Source organism: Pseudomonas rhodesiae, from assembly GCF_013285305.1.
Taxonomy (GTDB): domain Bacteria; phylum Pseudomonadota; class Gammaproteobacteria; order Pseudomonadales; family Pseudomonadaceae; genus Aquipseudomonas; species Aquipseudomonas rhodesiae.
In genome coordinates, this window is sequence record NZ_CP054205.1 from 5,379,706 (window position 1) to 5,399,338 (window position 19,633).

Consider the following 19,633-nt stretch of genomic DNA (forward strand, 5'->3'; position numbering starts at 1 on the left):
TCTCCGACGGCGCTAGCCGTCAAGCGGGTCATGCTTTATTATCACGCATCTTTTTCAGACCATCGAGAGGCGTGCGGCCCACACCGCGGGCAGATGGCACGCAGGAAGCCCGGACTAATAAGATGGCATTGAAATCCCCCGCGTTTCGTAGAAAATTTCCGTTGCTGGTAACCGGCAGTCTGCTGGCCATGCAACCTTTCGCCACCTCATTCGTGGTCGCCGCGGAACAGTATGACTGCTCAGTCTCTGCTTCGGGTGCCTGGGATTGCGCGCCGAAAACCGCCGCTGCCCCGCTACCACCGCGCCCGGTGCATGACGGTGCAGCCGTCAGCTCGGCCAACAGCACGGCGCAAGCCGATGCCGGTGGCAGCGCTGAGGCCGAGCCCAAGACCGCACTGGTCACCGAAGCCAAGGGCCGCGGCCTGCGCTCGCGCAGCGCCGACTATAGCCACTTGGACTGGGTGCCTCGCGAAAAGTTGACCGCGGCCCAACTGGCCGAAACCGGTCCTTACTGCGCCGGTGCGTACGTCGAACCGACACGTCCTGGCATGAACGACAAGACCAACAAGAGCGACGCGCCGACCTTCATCGGCGCCAAGGCCTCTCGTTACGAGCAGGAATCGCAAGTTGCGACCCTGGCCGGTGACGTCGTCATGCGCCAGGGCAGCATGCAGCTCGAATCCCAGGAAGCCAGCCTGTACCAGGCCGAGAACCGTGGCGAGCTGAACGGCAATGTGCGTCTGCGTGACAACGGTGCACTGATCGTCGGCGACCACGCCCAAGTTCAGTTGGACACCGGCGCCGCCCAGATCGACAACGCCGAATATGTGATGCACAAGTCGCGCATCCGCGGCAGCGCGCTGTACGCCAAGCGTGCCGAAAACGCGATCATCCGTCTCAAGGACGGTACGTACACCACCTGCGAGCCGGACAGCAACGCCTGGCAGCTCAAAGGCAATAACATCACGTTGAACCCGGCCACCGGTTTCGGTACGGCGACCAACGCGACGTTGCGGGTCAAGAACATCCCGATCCTGTATACGCCTTATATCTACTTCCCGATCGACGATCGTCGTCAGTCCGGCTTCCTGCCGCCGAGCTTCGCCACTGGTGGCGAAACGGGCTTTGCGCTGACCACGCCGTACTACTTCAACCTGGCGCCGAACTATGACGCCACGTTGTACCCGCAATACATGACCAAGCGCGGCCTGTTGATGGAAGGCGAGTTCCGCTACCTCACCAAGTCCAGCGAAGGCCAGTTCGGCGGCGCGTACCTGAACGACGACAGCGACGAGCGCAGCAAGCAGACCGATTACGAAAAAACCCGCTATATGCTCAATTGGCAGCATAAGGGTGGGTTGGATTCGCGGTTGTCGACTCAGGTCGATTACACCAAGATCAGCGATCCGTTCTACTTTCAAGATTTGAAAAGTAACCAAATCGGCGTGGAATCCCAGGACTTCCTCAATCAGCAGGGATCCGTTACCTATCGCGGTGATTCTTATCAGGCTCGCTTGAATCTTCAAGCTTACCAACTGGCAACTATTTCCCAGATAACGCCGTACGACAGACTGCCGCAAATCACCTTCAATGGTGCACTGCCTTATCATCCAGGCGGACTGAACTTCAGTTATGAAACAGAAGCCGTAAGATTTGATCGAGACCTGCGCAGCGGTAGGGTTCTTGACAAAGATGGCGGCCCTGCCAATTCAGATGGCACCTTTGGTGAAAGACGCCTTGATGAAAACGTCACAGGCCTAACACGTGCTAATGGCACTCGACTTAATGTTGCCCCAGCCGTTGATTACCCAATGAACTGGACCTACGGCTTCATTACACCGAAGCTCAAGTACGTCTATACCAAATACGATCTGGACCTGGACGGAACAGGCAAGTCGCAGATGGCGAATGCCGGTCAAACCTTCAAAAGCTCTCAAGATCGTGCGGTGCCCATTGCCAGCGTGGACAGCGGCCTGTACTTCGACCGCCAGACCAACTGGTTCGGCAAAGCCTACAACCAGACCCTCGAACCGCGTGCTTACTACCTCTACGTCCCGAACAAGGACCAGAGCGATATTCCTGTCTTCGACACCAGCGAGTACGCATTCAGCTACGGCTCGCTGTTCCGCGACAACCGCTTCAGCGGCTCTGACCGGATCGGCGACGAGAACAAACTGTCCCTGGGCGTAACCAGCCGCTGGATCGAAGAGAACGGTTTCGAGCGTCAGCGCGTCAGCGTCGGCCAGGCGATTTACTTCAAGGACCGTGAAGTTCAACTTCCAGGCGTACTGGCCGCTGACCGTGCCGATGCACAGTCCGACGTATCCCCTGTCGCCTTGGAATATGAGTTCCGCTTCAACCGCGACTGGCGTGCCACTGCCGATTACAACTGGGACACAGAAGAGCACAGTGCCCGCTCCGGCAGCGCAATGTTCCACTACCAGCCGGAAGACAACCCCAACAAGGTGGTCAACCTTGGTTATCGCTATCGCAACGACCAGGTGGTCTACAACCAGCTGACTGGCAAATGGCAGTTCGGTGGGGACTACGGCACCGAAGGTCAACCGAACTTCGTGAAGGATTACTACAAAATCCAACAACACGACTTCTCGATGATGTGGCCGATCATTCCACAGTGGAACCTGATTACCCGTTGGCAGTATGACTATGCCCGCAACCGCACCCTGGAAGCGTTTGGTGGTTTCGAGTACGACAACTGCTGCTGGAAATTGCGTGTCATCAACCGTTACTGGGTTTCCAACGACGAATATACCCAGCTCGCCCCGCTTAACGAAAAGGGTGACCACGGGCTCTTCTTCCAGATCGTCCTCAAAGGACTCGGCGGCCTGACCGGCGCCAAGGTAGAGAGCTTCCTCGACAAAGGCATTCAAGGTTATCGTGAACGTGAAGATCAAGCTTTCTGATTGTCTGCGCCCGCTCCTGCTGGGCGCGCTGTTCCTGGGAACCGCAGCGGCGCATGCCGCGGTCCAGCCGCTGGACAAGGTCGTGGCCATTGTCGATAACGACGTGATCATGCAGAGCCAACTGGACCAACGGGTCAAGGAAGTTCAGCAAACCATCGCCAAGCGTGGCGGTGGCGTGCCACCTACCAGCGTCCTGGATCAACAGGTACTGGAACGCTTGATCGTCGAGAACCTGCAACTGCAGATCGGCGAACGTTCCGGCATTCGCATCTCGGACGAAGAGTTGAACCAGGCGGTAGGCACGATTGCTCAGCGCAACAATATGAGCATCGACCAGTTCCGCGCCGCCCTGGCGCGTGACGGCCTGTCCTATGAAGATGCCCGTGATCAGATCCGCCGTGAGATGATCATCAGCCGTGTACGTCAGCGCCGTGTGGCCGAGCGGGTTCAGGTGTCCGAGCAGGAGGTGAAGAACTTCCTGGCCTCGGACCTGGGCAAGATGCAGCTTTCCGAAGAACTGCACCTGGCCAATATTCTGATTCCGACACCGGACAGCGCCAACTCCGAACAGCTCAATGCAGCCGCCGCCAAGACCCAAGCGATTTATGATCGCCTCAAGGCCGGTGCTGATTTTGCGCAAATGGCTATCGCCCAGTCCGGCAGCGACAACGCCCTTGAAGGCGGTGATATGGGCTGGCGTAAGGCCGCTCAATTGCCACCGCCGTTCGACCGTGAACTGAGTGCGATGGAAGTGGGCGGCATTACCCAACCAGCGCGCACGCCGGGCGGTTTCATCATCCTGAAGTTGTTGGAGCGTCGTGGTGGCCAAACCTCGTTGAAAGACGAAGTACATGTTCGTCACATCCTGGTCAAACCAAGTGAAATCCGCACCGAAGCGCAAACCAAGGAATTGGCCCAGAAAATCTACGACCGCATCCAGAATGGTGAAGACTTCGCCACCCTGGCCAAGAGCTTCTCGGAAGATCCGGGTTCGGCCCTCAACGGCGGCGACCTGAACTGGATCGACCCGAAAGCGCTGGTGCCAGAGTTCCAGCAGGTCATGGCCGATACTCCGCAAGGTGTGTTGTCCAAGCCGTTCAAGACTCAATATGGCTGGCATGTGCTGGAAGTCCTTGGCCGTCGCGCCACCGACAACACCAGCCAAGCCCGCGAACAGCAAGCGCTGAACGTACTGCGCAACCGCAAGTACGATGAGGAGCTGCAAACTTGGCTGCGTCAGATCCGTGACGAGGCCTATGTGGAAATCAAGCTGCCAGGCGCCGAGCAAACAGGCACCGACCAGGCAGTTCAGTGAAACCTCAGCGTTTCGCGGTGACACCCGGCGAGCCCGCCGGCATCGGTCCAGACCTGTGCCTGCTGCTCGCCTCGCAACCTCAGCCACACCCCCTGATTGCCATTACCAGCCGCGACCTGCTCCTTGAGCGGGCCGCGCAGCTGGGTGTGGCTGTGGATTTGCTGGACGTGGCACCGGGCAACTGGCCCAACGTGCCGGCACCGGCAGATAGCTTGTATGTGTGGGACACCCCACTGCACGCCAAGGTCGTGGCCGGGCAGCTGGATACGGCCAATGCGGCGTTTGTGTTGCAAACCCTGACTCGCGCCGGGCAAGGCTGCCTCGATGGCGACTTCGCGGGCATGATCACCGCGCCGGTGCACAAGGGCGTGATCAATGAGTCCGGCATCGCGTTTTCCGGTCACACCGAGTTCCTTGCCGAGCTGACCCACACCACACAAGTCGTGATGATGCTTGCCACCCGCGGCTTGCGTGTAGCCCTGGTGACCACGCACCTGCCGCTGCGTGAAGTTGCCGACGCCATTACCGCCGAGCGTTTGGAGCGCGTGACGCGCATCTTGCATGCCGACTTGCGCCAAAAATTCGGCATCGCCCAACCGCGCATCCTGGTCTGCGGGCTCAACCCCCACGCCGGCGAAGGCGGCCACTTGGGCCATGAAGAAATCGACATCATCGAACCCACCCTGGAGCGTCTGCGCCAAGAAGGCATGGACCTGCGCGGCCCACTGCCCGCGGACACTCTGTTTACCCCCAAATATCTGGAGCACTGTGACGCAGTGCTGGCGATGTACCATGACCAAGGGCTGCCGGTGCTGAAATACAAAGGCTTCGGCGCCGCCGTCAACGTGACCCTGGGCCTGCCGATCATCCGTACCTCCGTCGACCATGGCACTGCCCTGGACTTGGCGGGCAGCGGCAAGATCGATACCGGCAGCCTGCACGTGGCCCTGGAAACCGCCTATCAGATGGCCGAGACCCGTATATGACCGAGCATTACCAACACCGGGCGCGCAAGCGCTTCGGGCAGAATTTCCTGCACGACGCAGGCGTGATCGACCGCATCCTGCGCTCCATTCACGCCAAGCCCGAAGACCGCCTATTGGAAATCGGCCCAGGCCAGGGCGCACTGACCCAAGGCTTGCTGGCCAGTGGCGGGCAGTTGGACGTGGTGGAGTTGGACAAGGACCTGATCCCGATCCTCAATCAGCAATTCGCCGGCAAGTCCAACTTCAACCTGCATCAGGGCGATGCGCTGAAGTTCGACTTCAATAGCCTCAACGCCGCGCCTAATAGCCTGCGCGTGGTCGGCAACCTGCCCTACAACATCTCCACACCCCTGATCTTCCACCTGCTGAACAACGCAGGGATCATCCGCGACATGCACTTCATGCTGCAAAAAGAAGTGGTGGAGCGCCTGGCCGCTGGCCCTGGAGGCGGCGATTGGGGTCGACTGTCGATCATGGTTCAGTACCACTGCCGCGTCGAGCACCTGTTCAACGTTGGGCCGGGCGCCTTCAACCCGCCGCCGAAAGTTGATTCGGCCATCGTACGCCTGGTCCCCCATGCCGTGCTGCCACACCCGGCCAAGGATCATCGCTTACTGGAGCGCGTGGTACGCGAGGCGTTCAACCAGCGCCGCAAAACTTTGCGCAACACGCTCAAGGCGCTGCTGAGCAACGCCGAAATCGAAGCCGCCGGGGTAGACGGCAGCCTGCGCCCCGAGCAACTGGACCTGGCCGCGTTCGTGCGCCTGGCTGACCAGTTGGCCATCCAGCCTGCGCCAGCCGCAGACTGAAACCTGCTGTGCATGGGCCAGACGGCATGTCTGGCCTAGTGCCCACCTCTTGGCCTAGACTGATCCGCATCTGCTGTCTTCCGCTTTTGCTTTTAAGGCCTCTTGCATGTCCGATCCTCGCTACCAGATCGACGTCAGCGTCGTCACCCGCTTCCTGGCGGAACAATCGCAACCTGAACAAAACCGCTACGCCTTTGCCTACACCATCACGGTGAAAAACAACGGGCTGGTGCCGGCTAAACTCCTCTCTCGCCACTGGGTGATTACCGACGGTGACGGCCAGGTCGAAGAAGTCCGCGGCGCCGGCGTTGTCGGCCAGCAGCCATTGATCGACAGCGGCGCCAGCCACACTTACAGCAGCGGCACGGTGATGACCTCCAAAGTCGGAACCATGCAGGGCTCTTATCAAATGAAAGCCACCGACGGTCATTTATTCGACGCCATGATCAAACCATTCCGTCTCGCCGTGCCCGGAGCCCTGCACTGATGGCGACGTATGCGGTCGGTGACCTGCAAGGTTGCCTGGAGCCCCTCAAATGCCTACTGCAACGGGTCGCCTTCGACCCGGCGCATGATCGCCTGTGGCTGGTGGGTGATTTGGTCAACCGTGGCCCCGAGTCGCTGGAAACCCTGCGCTACCTGTATAACCTGCGACATTCGTTGGTTTGCGTGTTGGGCAATCACGACCTGCACCTGCTGGCAGCGGCGAATAACATCGAACGTCTGAAAAAAGGCGATACGCTGCGGGAAATTCTCGAAGCACCTGACCGCGACGAACTGCTGGACTGGCTGCGTCGGCAAAAGATCATGCATTACGACGAAGGCCGCCGCATGGCGCTGGTGCATGCCGGCATCGCGCCGCAATGGACGCTGAAAAAAGCTCTTAAATGTGCGGCCGAGGTCGAGCACGCTTTGGCCGACGATAGCCTGTACACCGCCTATCTGGACGGCATGTACGGCAACGAGCCGGTTAAATGGGATAACGACCTCACCGGCGTCGCTCGACTGCGGGTCATCACCAACTACTTCACGCGCATGCGCTTCTGCACCGCCGAGGGCAAACTGGACCTCAAGAGCAAGGAAGGCGCGGACACCGCATTGCCCGGCTATAAACCCTGGTTTGCCCATAAAGAACGCAAGACCCGTGACACCAAGATCATCTTCGGCCACTGGGCGGCCCTGGAAGGCCAGTGCGACGAGCCCGGCGTGTTTGCCCTCGACACCGGTTGCGTGTGGGGCGGCGCCATGACCCTGATGAACATCGACACCGGCGAGCGCCATCGCTGCCAGTGCCAACCCCCTCTTCCCGTTACACAGCCGGCCGCCGCCAAGCGCTAGACGCCGCTTGCCGCCCGCCCAAGGAGCCCGCCATGAGCGAATTCAAACGTATCCCTCCCGAACAAGCCAAGGCTCTGCGCGAGCAAGGCGCGGTAGTAGTCGATATCCGTGACCAGCCGACCTACGCCGCTGCGCACATTGCTGGCGCCAAGCACTTGGACAACGTCAACATCGCTGACTTTATCCGCGACGCCGACCTCGATGCACCAGTGATCGTGGCGTGCTACCACGGTAACTCCAGCCAGAGCGCAGCCGCGTATCTGGTCAATCAAGGCTTCTCCGACGTCTATAGCCTGGATGGCGGGTTTGAGCTGTGGCGTGCGACCTTTCCTGCAGACATCGCATCAGTCGATTCGCAATAATTTTTTTCACACCCCGCTACCCCGCGTGACGCTTGGGCTCGCGCCGTTTCTGACGAACGGCGCGGTCAAACTAATTACGTATCGCGCCTTGACCTCTCCGATTCCGAACTATCCTTAAGCGCAGGCCATCCGAATCAGGGGAGAGCCGGTACACCGGCGTGCGGGTCATCGGTAGCGTTTCAGGGTGTTCTGGGGGGAAAACAACCATTGGCGATCGTCGATGGTTGCCAGCATCGACTGATTGATCCGGCGTCGGCTCCACGTATCGAGCGAGGTGACGACGTCATGAGTATTTTTAGCCACTTCCAACAACGCTTCGCATCCACACAGCAGGAGGAACTCACGCTTCAGGAGTATCTCGAGCTGTGCAAGCAGGACCGCAGTGCCTACGCATCCGCCGCCGAGCGCCTGCTGTTGGCCATCGGTGAGCCGGAGCTGGTAGACACCTCGAACAATTCGCGTCTGTCGCGAATATTTTCCAACAAGGTGATCCGCCGTTACCCGGCCTTTGAAGACTTCCATGGCATGGAAGAATGCATCGATCAGATCGTCTCCTACTTCCGCCACGCCGCCCAAGGCCTGGAAGAGAAGAAACAAATCCTCTACCTGCTCGGCCCCGTGGGCGGCGGCAAATCGTCCCTGGCCGAAAAGCTCAAGCAACTGATCGAGAAAGTGCCCTTCTACGCCATCAAGGGTTCGCCGGTGTTCGAATCGCCCCTGGGCTTGTTCAACGCCACGGAAGATGGCGCGATCCTCGAAGAAGACTTCGGCATCCCACGGCGCTATCTCAATACCATCATGTCACCCTGGGCCACCAAACGCCTGGCCGAGTTCGGCGGCGATATCAGCCAGTTCCGCGTGGTGAAGCTTTATCCATCGATTCTCAATCAGATCGGCGTGGCCAAGACTGAACCGGGGGACGAGAACAACCAGGATATTTCCGCATTGGTGGGCAAGGTCGATATCCGCAAGCTGGAAGAATTCCCGCAGAACGACGCCGACGCCTACAGCTACTCAGGCGCATTGTGCCGAGCCAACCAGGGCCTGATGGAGTTCGTGGAAATGTTCAAGGCACCGATCAAGGTGCTGCACCCACTGCTTACCGCGACCCAGGAAGGCAACTACAACAGTACCGAAGGCCTGGGCGCCATTCCATTTACCGGCATCCTGCTGGCCCACTCCAACGAATCGGAATGGCACACCTTCCGCAATAACAAGAACAACGAGGCGTTCATCGATCGGATCTACATCGTCAAGGTGCCGTACTGCCTGCGGGTCAGTGATGAGATCAAGATCTACGACAAGCTGCTGTTCAACAGCTCCCTGTCCAAGGCTCATTGCGCGCCCGACACCCTGAAGATGCTGGCGCAGTTCACCGTGCTGTCGCGGCTCAAAGAACCGGAAAACTCCAACATCTACTCAAAAATGCGGGTGTACGACGGCGAGAACCTCAAGGACACCGATCCCAAGGCCAAGTCGATTCAGGAATATCGCGACTCCGCTGGAGTGGACGAGGGCATGAACGGCCTGTCGACCCGCTTCGCGTTCAAGATCCTGTCCAAAGTGTTCAACTTCGATCCCCACGAGGTTGCCGCCAACCCGGTACATTTGCTGTATGTGCTGGAACAGCAGATCGAACAGGAGCAGTTCCAGGCAGAAACCCGCGAACGTTACCTGCGGTTCCTCAAGGAATACCTGGCACCGCGCTATATCGAGTTTATCGGCAAGGAAATCCAGACTGCGTACCTGGAGTCCTACAGCGAGTACGGCCAGAACATCTTCGACCGCTACGTGCTGTATGCGGACTTCTGGATCCAGGATCAGGAGTACCGCGACCCCGAAACCGGCGAAATTCTCAACCGTGTAGCGCTCAACGAAGAACTGGAAAAAATCGAAAAACCTGCCGGCATCAGCAATCCGAAGGATTTCCGCAACGAAATCGTCAATTTCGTACTGCGCGCCCGTGCCAACAACAACGGCAAGAACCCTACCTGGCTCAGCTACGAGAAGCTGCGGGTGGTTATCGAGAAGAAAATGTTCTCCAACACCGAGGATCTGCTGCCGGTCATCAGTTTCAATGCCAAGGCCAGCAAGGAGGATCAGCAAAAACACAACGACTTCGTTACTCGAATGGTCGAGCGTGGCTATACCGACAAACAGGTACGCCTTCTTTCGGAATGGTACCTGCGGGTCCGGAAATCGCAGTGAGAGAAGCAGCTGTAAGCTTCTAGCGACACGCGGCAAGGGAAAAGCGACAGAGCCCGTCAGTGGGCTCTGCCTTGCGGCTTGAAGCTCACGACTTGAAGCTCCCCGGAGGGGCCCCATGAGCTATGTGATCGACCGACGCCTCAATGGCAAGAACAAGAGCACGGTAAACCGCCAGCGTTTCCTGCGGCGTTACCGTGACCACATTAAAAAGGCGGTTGAAGAAGCCGTCAGCCGCCGTTCCATCACGGACATGGAGCACGGCGAACAAATCAGCATCCCCGGACGTGACATCGACGAACCCGTCCTGCACCACGGCAGAGGCGGCAAACAGACCGTCGTGCATCCTGGCAATAAGGAGTTCACCACGGGTGAGCATATCCAGCGTCCCCCAGGCGGTGGCGGCGGCAAGGGTCCGGGCAAAGCCGGCAATTCTGGCGAGGGCATGGATGAGTTCGTGTTCCAGATCACTCAGGAGGAGTTTCTCGAATTCATGTTCGAGGATTTGGAACTGCCTAACCTGGTCAAACGCAACCTGACCGGCACCGACACCTTCAAGACCGTGCGCGCCGGCATCAGCAACGAAGGCAACCCCTCACGGATCAATATCATCCGCACCCTGCGCTCAGCTCATGCGCGGCGGATTGCCTTGTCAGGCAGTAGCCGCGCCAAGCTGAAGCAGGCCAAAGAGGAACTGGCGCGCTTGAAGCGGGATGAACCGGACAACTTCGGTGATATCCAGGAGGTAGAGGCGGAAATCGAAAAACTCAGTGCGCGCATTCACCGCGTGCCGTTTCTCGATACATTCGATTTGAAATACAACTTGCTGGTCAAACAACCCAATCCCAGCTCCAAGGCCGTGATGTTCTGCCTGATGGACGTGTCCGGCTCCATGACCCAGGCCACCAAGGACATCGCCAAACGTTTCTTTATCCTGCTGTACCTGTTTCTCAAGCGGAACTACGACAAGATTGACGTTGTGTTTATCCGCCATCACACCAGCGCGCGGGAAGTCGACGAAGAGGAGTTTTTCTACTCGCGTGAAACCGGCGGCACCATTGTGTCCAGTGCCTTGAAGCTGATGCAGGAGATCATGGCCGAGCGCTACCCGGCCAACGAATGGAATATCTACGCCGCCCAGGCCTCGGACGGCGATAACTGGAACGACGACTCGCCAATCTGCCGTGACATTCTGATCAACCAGATCATGCCGTTCGTGCAGTACTACACTTACGTCGAAATTACCCCCCGTGAGCACCAGGCCCTGTGGTTCGAGTACGAGCGTATCGGCGAAGCGTTTGCCGACACGTTCGCCCAGCAGCAATTGGTCTCGGCCGGCGATATCTACCCGGTCTTCCGTGAACTCTTCCAGCGCAGGTTAGTGACATGACCGCCAAAAAAGAGACTAAGCGCCAACCCCTCTCCACCGGGTCCGAATGGACCTTTGAACTGATCCAGGCCTATGACCGGGAAATCAGCCGTATTGCGGCGGGTTATGCCCTGGACACTTACCCCAACCAGATCGAGGTGATCACCGCCGAACAAATGATGGACGCCTATGCCTCGGTCGGCATGCCCCTGGGCTACCACCATTGGTCATACGGCAAACACTTCCTTAGCACCGAGAAGTCCTACAGCCGCGGCCAGATGGGCCTGGCGTACGAAATCGTCATCAACTCCGACCCCTGCATCGCTTACCTGATGGAAGAAAACACCATCTGCATGCAGGCGCTGGTCGTGGCCCACGCCTGCTATGGGCATAACAGTTTTTTCAAAGGTAATTACCTGTTCCGCACCTGGACCGATGCCAGTTCAATCATTGATTACCTGGTGTTCGCCAAGCAGTACATCATGCAATGCGAAGAGCGCCACGGCATCGACGCGGTGGAGGATCTGCTCGACTCCTGCCATGCCCTGATGAACTACGGGGTCGACCGCTACAAAAGGCCTTATCCGATTTCCGCCGAAGAAGAGCGCCTGCGCCAGAAAGAGCGCGAAGAGCATCTGCAAAAACAGATCAATGATCTATGGCGCACGATTCCAAAACGCGCCGGCAAAAATAACGATAAGGATAATGCTCGCTTCCCCGCCGAACCCCAGGAAAACATTCTGTATTTCCTAGAAAAACACGCGCCGCTGCTGGAGCCCTGGCAAAGAGAAATCGTGCGTATCGTGCGCAAGATCGCCCAGTACTTCTACCCTCAACGCCAGACCCAGGTAATGAATGAGGGCTGGGCAACCTTCTGGCACTACACGCTGATGAACGACCTTTACGATGAAGGCCTGGTTACCGACGGTTTTATGATGGAGTTCCTCACTTCCCACACCAGCGTGGTGTTCCAGCCGGGTTTCGACAGCCCCTATTACAGCGGCATCAACCCCTATGCGCTGGGCTTTGCCATGTACCGTGATATTCGGCGCATGTGCGAAAACCCCACCGAGGAGGATCGCCGTTGGTTCCCGGAAATCGCGGGCAGTGACTGGCTTTCCACGATCAAGTTCGCCATGAGTAGCTTCAAGGATGAGAGTTTTATCCTGCAGTACCTGTCACCCAAGGTGATCCGCGACCTCAAGCTGTTCAGCATTCTGGATGACGATCTCAAGGACGATCTGGTGGTACCGGCCATCCATGACGAGACGGGTTACCGCATCATCCGCGAAACCCTGGCCGCGCAATACAACCTGGGCAATCGCGAACCCAATGTGCAGATCTACAGCATCGATGTACGCGGCGACCGCTCGCTGACGTTGCGCCATCAACAGCACGATCGTAAACCGTTGGGCGATTCCACCGATGAAGTCCTCAAGCACCTGCATCGACTATGGGGTTTCGACATCCATCTGGAAACCTTACAAGGCGATCAGGTCATGAAGACCCACCATGTCCCGCCGCGCAGCGATCACAATGACAACGACTATGGCCGCCTGGACATGGCCGTCGTGCATCTCTGAAGCAGCAAAGCCTCCATCGGTCAGGCACAGGCGGTATCCTGTGCTGCTAATGGGGGCTTTTTCATGAAAATCTACAAGGTTGGCGGCGCAGTGCGCGACCGCTTGCTAGGCATCGACGTCACAGACGTTGACCGCGTCGTTGTCGGCGCGACCACTGAAGAGATGCTGGCCAAGGGGTTCAAGCCTGTCGGCGCTGATTTTCCGGTATTTCTGGACCCGAAGAACGGCGACGAATACGCCCTCGCCCGCACCGAACGCAAGAGTGGCCGGGGTTATGGCGGCTTTGTGTTCCATGCAAGCCCAGAAGTTACGCTGGAAGAAGACCTGATTCGCCGCGACCTGACCATCAATGCCATGGCGGAGGACGATGACGGCAACCTGATCGACCCTTACAACGGCCAGCAAGACCTGAAAGCCCGCGTCCTGCGTCATGTTTCCCCGGCGTTCGCCGAAGATCCTCTGCGAGTGCTCCGCGTAGCACGATTCGCCGCGCGTTATGCACATTTGGGTTTCAAAGTCGCACCGCAAACCCTCGTATTGATGCGCCAACTCAGCGAGTCCGGAGAACTGGAAGCCCTGACCCCTGAACGCAGTTGGAAGGAAATCTCCCGCGCATTAATGGAAGATCAGCCTCAGGTATTTATTCAGGTACTGCGCGACTGCAACGCGCTGAAAACCCTGATGCCTGAAGTCGACGCCCTGTTCGGCGTACCGCAGCCCGAGGCACACCATCCTGAAATCGACACCGGCGTGCATACCCTCAGCGTGCTGGAACAGGCCGCTCTGCATCGGCAACCGTTGACCGTTCGCTGGGCCTGCTTGCTCCACGATCTGGGTAAAGGCCTGACACCTGTGGATAAGTTGCCGCAACACATTGCCCACGAACATAGGGGGCTGAAGCTGATCAAGGTGGTCAATGAACGCTTCAAAGTGCCGCGGGACTGCCAGGAGCTGGCGCTGCTGGTTGGCCAGTATCACACCCACGGCCATCGCGCCCTGGAGCTGAAAGCCTCGACACTGCTGGAGTTATTGCAGAGTTTTGATGTGTATCGCCGGCCGCAGCGTTTCGAAGAATTCGTGGTCGCCTGCGAAATGGACGCCCGTGGTCGCAAAGGCCTTGAGCAACGTAGTTATCCACAGGCGGATTATCTGCGCGGTGCGGCGCAAGCGGCACGCAGCGTTGCGGTGGCGCCGCTGCTGGAGAAAGGTTTCAAGGGCCCTGAACTGGGTGAAGCGCTCAAGCGGGAAAGACTCAAGACACTCAAGGCTTACAAGGAACAGCGCGCTTTATAACAGCGCGCTCGGCGTCAATGGCTGGCCCCGCCATTCAAATGCAACCGGCGCCAGCACCTGATCGATGTGCGAATCGCGCCATAAATGCGCCATCGTCTTGCCCGCTTCGGGGTGTAGGCGATCCGGCGCCATCAAAGACAGCGGCCATAACACAAAGGCGTTTTTCAGGATTTCCGCTCGCGGCAGCACCAAACCGTCAAAGTTGCCGACCAGTTCGCCGTACAACAGCACATCGATATCCAGGGGCAACCCTTTGCGATCCGGCGCATAGCGACCGTTATCCGCTTCAATCGACTTCAACCGGCGATCCAGCTCCATCAACGGCAGGTCGGTATACGCCGACACCACCAAGTTGAAGAACGGCCCGCTCTTGATACCGACCGGCTGGCTCTCGAACACTGCCGAACAGCGTACATCCACCAGAAAGCCCGCCAGCGCATCCAGCCCCGCGCGCAAGTGGCGTTCGCGCTCGATATTGCTGCCAAGGCCAAGGTAAATCTGAGTTAGCGACATCCGCGCTCGATCTCCACGCCGACACCCTTGGCGGCCGGGACGGCTCCGGGCTTGGTCAATTTGAGGTGCAGCCAGGGAATCTGGAATTCGCCCATCAAGACTTCGGCCAGACGCTCGGCAAAGGTTTCCACCAACTGGAACTGGGATTGCTCGGCGAACGCCTGGATCCGTGCGGATACGCTCGCGTAGTCCAGCGCCAGGGTCAGGTCGTCACCGGCCGCGGCCGGGCGATTGTCCCAGGCGAAGCTCAGGTCCAGACGCAGGCATTGTCGGATGCCGCGCTCCCAGTCGTAGGCCCCGATCACGGTGTCGACTTCCAGGCCTTCGATAAACACTCTGTCCAAGCACTTTTCTCCGCAGCACGACAAGGGCGCGATGCCCCGTTAGAATCAGGGCGTCCTCGCCCGGAATAGTTAGCATGTTTTGGTCACTGGCGACTCTCGCCTACCTGCTCGGCTCGCTGTCCTTCGCCATTTTGCTCAGCCGCCTGACGGGAAATCCCGATCCGCGAATGGGTGGCTCCGGCAATGCCGGCGCTACCAATATGCTGCGTCTGGCCGGCAAGAAACTTGCGGTCCTGACATTACTAGGCGATGTGTGCAAAGGCCTGTTGCCCGTGCTGATCGCCAGCCTTGCCGGCCTGACCCTGCAACAACAGGCCTGGGTGGGCGTATGCGCCGTACTCGGCCACCTGTTTCCCTTGTACTTTCGCTTTCGCGGCGGCAAAGGTGTCGCTACGGCGGCCGGCATGCTGCTGGGGATCTACCCGCCGGCGGCGCTGCTGGCCGTACTGGCCTGGCTGCTGACGTTCTACCTGACCCGCACCAGCTCGCTGGCAGCGCTGATCGCCACGCCCCTGACCTTGCCGCTGCTGGCCTGGCAGGAACCGGCGGCGCTATTACCGATGAGCGTGTTGACGCTGCTGATCGTCTGGCGCCATCGCGGCAATTTACGCGACCTGTTTGCTGGGCGCGAACGGCATTTTTAAATACCGGCTCACACCCCCGTTACAAAGGCGACAACTGCTCCATCGGCCAGCGCGCCTGCACGCTGATCGCTAGGCTTTCATGCTGCCCCGCCTGCAAACGCTGGCAACCGGCATAGGCAATCATCGCGCCATTATCGGTGCAGAATTCAGGGCGGGCGTAGAACACATCACCCTTCATATCGCCGAGCATTTTTTCCAGAGAACTGCGCAACGCCTTGTTGGCGCTGACGCCGCCGGCGATCACCAGACGTTTCATGCCCGCCTGCTTGAGGGCGCGCTTGCACTTGATGGTCAAAGTCTCCACCACGGCCTGCTGGAACGCCAGCGCGATGTCGCAACGGGCTTGTTCGCTGTCGTCCCCGGCGCTGATACTTTGCTGCCAGGTATTGAGCGCGGAGGTTTTCAACCCGCTGAAGCTGAACATCAGACCCGGGCGATCGCACATGGGCCGCGGGAACGTGTAGCGACCGGCGACGCCCTTTTCGGCGAGGCGGGCGATTTCCGGTCCACCGGGGTAATTGAGGCCCATCATCTTGGCGGTCTTGTCGAAAGCTTCGCCGGCCGCATCATCCAAGGACTCGCCGAGGAGGGTGTATTGGCCGATGCCGTCCACCTGAACCAGCTGCGTATGACCGCCGGATACCAACAAAGCGACGAACGGGAACTGTGGCGGTGTTTTTTCCAGCATGGGGGCCAATAAATGGCCTTCCATATGGTGCACTCCGAGGGCCGGAATGCCCCAGGCGAAAGCCAACGCCTGAGCGCAAGAGGCCCCAACCAGCAGGGCTCCGACCAATCCAGGGCCGGCGGTGTAGGCAATCGCGTCAATCTCGGTCGGCACACAACCGGCCTCGGCCAACACCTGGCGAATCAGCGGCAGCATGCGCTTGACGTGATCACGACTGGCCAGCTCCGGCACCACGCCGCCATAGGCGCGATGCAAGTCGATCTGACTGAACAGTGCGTCGGCCAAAAGCCCGCGTTCACTGTCGTAAAGTGCGACACCGGTTTCGTCGCAGGAGGTTTCAAGTCCCAGTACTAGCATGGGTTTGCGCCTTGTAGAGGCTGAATTCGAAGGCGCGCATAATAGTCGCCGCTCCACTTCCCGACTAGCGGTTTTCGATCAGAGGCTTTGCATTCCGGGCAATGAGGGGTTAACATCCGCAACCCTTAAAAACCGACGACCTCAGCCGTGAATTGTTTGCGACGAGAACGTTGATCCCGGTAATGAAAGAAGGTAGCTCTGGATGCCAGCCGTCAAAGTTAAAGAGAACGAACCCTTCGACGTAGCTCTGCGTCGTTTCAAGCGCTCCTGCGAAAAAGCCGGTGTACTGGCTGAAGTTCGTAGCCGCGAATTTTACGAGAAGCCAACTTCTGAGCGTAAGCGTAAAGCAGCAGCCGCTGTTAAGCGTCACGCCAAGAAAGTTCAGCGCGAACAGCGCCGCGCCGTTCGTCTGTACTAATACACAGACGATCGTAGCAAGCTTCTGCCAAGCCCGGCCCTCAGCCGGGCTAATGGCATTTGCGGATAACGCTTGATGCTTCATCGTCGACGCCGCACATGCGACCGAGACACTGCTTCACACGTCAGGACTGGCTCTTCTGCCAGCGGTGCACGTCTCTTCTGACGAGCCTAACAAGGCTACTGACGAGCACACTTATTTTTTACAAACAGGCGATCAACCGTGTCGGCTGTGCCCATCACCGAGCTTCCGAGGCCCACCATTGGCCAAGACCGGATGCCTGGGCGACATTTCCAAGCCGAAGACTGATAGACACTAACGTCAGCGAATGTTCGGCAGATACACTTCCTGACAGTCCAAGCAGAGAATTGATGATCAAGCCACCTGACGTGCGCTTGAATACTTCATGAGCCCTCATTTACACGCAGTGATGACGAGAACGCCATGGCCGGGCTAATTCCCCAGAGCTTTATTGACGACCTTCTGAACCGCACCGACATCGTCGATGTTGTCAGCTCGCGCCTGCAAATGAAGAAAGCCGGCAAGAACTACACCGCCTGCTGCCCATTTCACAAAGAAAAGACCCCATCCTTCAGCGTCAGCCCCGACAAGCAGTTCTACTACTGCTTCGGCTGCGGCGCAGGCGGCAATGCCCTCGGCTTTATCATGGACCACGACAACCTGGACTTCCCCCAGGCCGTCGAGGAGCTGGCCAAAGCCGCCGGCATGGAAATCCCCCGCGAAGAAAGTGGCCGCCCGCACAAACCGCGACAGCCCACCGATTCACCGCTGTACCCGCTGCTGACGGCCGCTGCCGACTTTTATCGTCAGGCGCTTAAAAGCCACCCACAGCGTAAAGCGGCCGTTGACTACCTCAAGGGGCGCGGCCTCACCGGTGAAATCGCCCGCGACTTCGGGCTTGGCTTCGCCCCACCGGGGTGGGACAACCTGTACAAACACCTGAGCAGCGACACCCTGCAGCAGAAAGCCATGATCGACGCCGGCCTACTGGTGGAAAACGCCGAGACCGGCAAGCGCTATGACCGTTTTCGCGATCGAGTGATGTTCCCGATCCGCGACAGCCGCGGACGGATCATCGCTTTCGGTGGCCGCGTACTCGGCGACGATAAACCCAAGTACCTGAACTCCCCGGAAACGCCGGTCTTCCACAAAGGCCAGGAGTTGTACGGGCTATTCGAGGCGCGCAAAAACAACCGCAACCTTGACGAAATCATCGTGGTTGAAGGTTACATGGACGTGATCGCCCTCGCCCAACAGGGCCTGCGCAATGCCGTCGCCACCTTGGGTACTGCCACCAGCGAAGAACACATGAAACGCCTGTTTCGCGTGGTGCCCAGCGTATTGTTCTGCTTCGATGGCGATCAGGCTGGCCGCAATGCCGCTTGGCGCGCACTCGAAGCCACGCTGTCGAGCCTGCAAGATGGCCGACGCGCACGCTTCCTGTTCTTGCCCGAAGGCGAAGACCCGGACACCCTGGTACGCTCCGAAGGCACCGACGCCTTCCGCGCACGCATCAATCAACATGCGCAGCCGCTGGCGGACTATTTCTTCCAGCAACTGACCGAAGAAGCTGACCCGCGCTCCCTCGAAGGCAAGGCCCACATGGCCACCCTCGCAGCGCCGCTGATCGACAAAGTTCCCGGCGCTAACCTGCGCACCTTGATGCGCCAGCGCCTTTTGGAAATCACCGGACTCAGCGGCGAAGCCGTAAGCCAACTGGTCCATAGCGCACCGCAGGACGCCCCGCCCGCCTACGACCCCGGCATGGACTATGACGCCATGCCGGACTATGCCGACTTCCATCCACAGCAGGAGGCTTACGCCCCGCAGCAGGAATGGACACCGAAAAAACCCGGCGCCGGCGGCAAGAAGTGGGACAACAAGAAACCCTGGACCAAGAACGGTAAACGCGGTGATCGCGATGAGGCATATGCCCCACGCACACCGGTCGCTGTAGAAGCGCCAACGCTGATTGCCCTGCGCACACTTATTCACCACCCGCAATTGGCGGGCAAGGTTGAAAGTGCGGATCATTTTGCCAACGAGAGCAACACTTACGCCCAGGTACTGATCGCACTGATCGAGGCGATGCAGAAAAATCCTAAGCTAAACTCTATTCAGCTGATGGCTCGTTGGCATGGCACCGAACAAGGCCGACTGTTGAAAGCGCTCGCGGAAAAGGAGTGGCTAATTGACGGCGATAACCTTGAACAACAGTTTTTAGACACCATTACTAGGTTATCCGCGGGTCAGCATACGCAGACCCTCGATGAACTTATCAAGAGAGCAAGGCAGCCTGGATTATCGGCTGAAGAGCAAATTCAGATAGCAAAACAGATGCGCGACCTCTTAAAACAGAATGTTTCCGCATCAAACCCGACCTCAGCTGGCGTGTGAGGTCATAGCTCGGGTATAATCCTCGGCTTGTTTTTTGCCCGCCAAGACCTTCAGTGGATAGGGTGTT

The 19,633-nt window shown here is 58.7% G+C and carries 17 protein-coding genes; 14 read left to right on the forward strand and 3 right to left on the reverse strand.

All coding sequences use genetic code 11. The annotated features are described in order from the left end of the window. Nucleotides 1–122: 122 nt before the first annotated feature. The 11 genes from HRH33_RS24440 (at nt 123) to HRH33_RS24490 (ending at nt 14,184) form a co-directional block, all read left to right on the forward strand. The gene (locus tag HRH33_RS24440) at nt 123–2,924 is read left to right on the forward strand and encodes an LPS-assembly protein LptD (RefSeq protein WP_034139543.1); all 2,802 of its coding nucleotides are present in this window, start codon (nt 123–125) and stop codon (nt 2,922–2,924) included. Then, on the forward strand, nt 2,899–4,239 hold the full coding sequence (locus HRH33_RS24445; RefSeq protein WP_167417619.1) for a peptidylprolyl isomerase: 1,341 nt from the start codon (nt 2,899–2,901) through the stop codon (nt 4,237–4,239). Before HRH33_RS24440 ends, HRH33_RS24445 begins: the two co-directional genes overlap by 26 nt. After that, nucleotides 4,236–5,225 carry a 4-hydroxythreonine-4-phosphate dehydrogenase PdxA gene (pdxA, locus tag HRH33_RS24450; protein WP_167417620.1) on the forward strand — a complete coding sequence of 330 codons (990 nt, stop codon included), beginning with the start codon at nt 4,236–4,238 and terminating at the stop codon, nt 5,223–5,225. Before HRH33_RS24445 ends, pdxA begins: the two co-directional genes overlap by 4 nt. Next, nucleotides 5,222–6,034 (forward strand): 16S rRNA (adenine(1518)-N(6)/adenine(1519)-N(6))-dimethyltransferase RsmA, encoded by an 813-nt coding sequence (rsmA, locus tag HRH33_RS24455; protein ID WP_034101068.1) that lies wholly within the window; start codon nt 5,222–5,224, stop codon nt 6,032–6,034. Before pdxA ends, rsmA begins: the two co-directional genes overlap by 4 nt. Nucleotides 6,035–6,140: 106 nt before the next feature. Further along, the gene (apaG, locus tag HRH33_RS24460; RefSeq protein ID WP_034101069.1) at nt 6,141–6,521 is read left to right on the forward strand and encodes a Co2+/Mg2+ efflux protein ApaG; all 381 of its coding nucleotides are present in this window, start codon (nt 6,141–6,143) and stop codon (nt 6,519–6,521) included. Further along, nucleotides 6,521–7,372 carry a symmetrical bis(5'-nucleosyl)-tetraphosphatase gene (locus HRH33_RS24465; protein ID WP_167417621.1) on the forward strand — a complete coding sequence of 284 codons (852 nt, stop codon included), beginning with the start codon at nt 6,521–6,523 and terminating at the stop codon, nt 7,370–7,372. The genes apaG and HRH33_RS24465 overlap by 1 nt, the downstream gene beginning before the upstream one ends. A gap of 32 nt (nt 7,373–7,404) precedes the next feature. Then, complete coding sequence (glpE, locus tag HRH33_RS24470) at nt 7,405–7,734, forward strand: thiosulfate sulfurtransferase GlpE (protein WP_167417622.1); 330 nt, start codon at nt 7,405–7,407, stop codon at nt 7,732–7,734. A 285-nt stretch (nt 7,735–8,019) separates the two neighbouring features. Then, nucleotides 8,020–9,942, forward strand: coding sequence for a PrkA family serine protein kinase (locus HRH33_RS24475; RefSeq protein WP_167417623.1), 1,923 nt, complete (start codon nt 8,020–8,022; stop codon nt 9,940–9,942). Between the two features lie 115 nt (nt 9,943–10,057). Continuing rightward, nucleotides 10,058–11,329 (forward strand): YeaH/YhbH family protein, encoded by a 1,272-nt coding sequence (locus HRH33_RS24480; protein ID WP_034139548.1) that lies wholly within the window; start codon nt 10,058–10,060, stop codon nt 11,327–11,329. Continuing rightward, nucleotides 11,326–12,891, forward strand: coding sequence for a SpoVR family protein (locus HRH33_RS24485; RefSeq protein WP_167417624.1), 1,566 nt, complete (start codon nt 11,326–11,328; stop codon nt 12,889–12,891). Before HRH33_RS24480 ends, HRH33_RS24485 begins: the two co-directional genes overlap by 4 nt. 63 nt (nt 12,892–12,954) lie before the next feature. Beyond that, on the forward strand, nt 12,955–14,184 hold the full coding sequence (locus HRH33_RS24490; RefSeq protein ID WP_167417625.1) for a multifunctional CCA addition/repair protein: 1,230 nt from the start codon (nt 12,955–12,957) through the stop codon (nt 14,182–14,184). On the opposite strand, the gene folK is transcribed toward HRH33_RS24490, so the two are convergent. Next, on the reverse strand, nt 14,179–14,697 hold the full coding sequence (gene folK / locus HRH33_RS24495) for a 2-amino-4-hydroxy-6-hydroxymethyldihydropteridine diphosphokinase (protein ID WP_034101079.1): 519 nt from the start codon (nt 14,695–14,697) through the stop codon (nt 14,179–14,181). The genes HRH33_RS24490 and folK overlap by 6 nt on opposite strands. Then, nucleotides 14,688–15,041 carry a dihydroneopterin aldolase gene (gene folB, locus HRH33_RS24500; protein ID WP_034101080.1) on the reverse strand — a complete coding sequence of 118 codons (354 nt, stop codon included), beginning with the start codon at nt 15,039–15,041 and terminating at the stop codon, nt 14,688–14,690. Before folB ends, folK begins: the two co-directional genes overlap by 10 nt. A gap of 74 nt (nt 15,042–15,115) precedes the next feature. On the opposite strand from folB, the gene plsY reads away from it, so the two are divergent. Then, complete coding sequence (plsY, locus tag HRH33_RS24505) at nt 15,116–15,685, forward strand: glycerol-3-phosphate 1-O-acyltransferase PlsY (protein WP_167417626.1); 570 nt, start codon at nt 15,116–15,118, stop codon at nt 15,683–15,685. A gap of 19 nt (nt 15,686–15,704) precedes the next feature. Here the strand turns inward: plsY and tsaD are convergent, their stop codons facing one another. After that, the gene (gene tsaD / locus HRH33_RS24510) at nt 15,705–16,730 is read right to left on the reverse strand and encodes a tRNA (adenosine(37)-N6)-threonylcarbamoyltransferase complex transferase subunit TsaD (protein WP_034139550.1); all 1,026 of its coding nucleotides are present in this window, start codon (nt 16,728–16,730) and stop codon (nt 15,705–15,707) included. 202 nt (nt 16,731–16,932) lie between these two features. On the opposite strand from tsaD, the gene rpsU reads away from it, so the two are divergent. Beyond that, nucleotides 16,933–17,148: a 30S ribosomal protein S21 gene (gene rpsU / locus HRH33_RS24515; RefSeq protein ID WP_002551877.1), complete on the forward strand. Its 216-nt coding sequence runs from the start codon at nt 16,933–16,935 to the stop codon at nt 17,146–17,148. Nucleotides 17,149–17,592: 444 nt separating this feature from the next. After that, nucleotides 17,593–19,566, forward strand: a complete 1,974-nt coding sequence (gene dnaG, locus HRH33_RS24520) for a DNA primase (protein WP_167417627.1) — start codon at nt 17,593–17,595, stop codon at nt 19,564–19,566. Nucleotides 19,567–19,633: the final 67 nt, after the last annotated feature.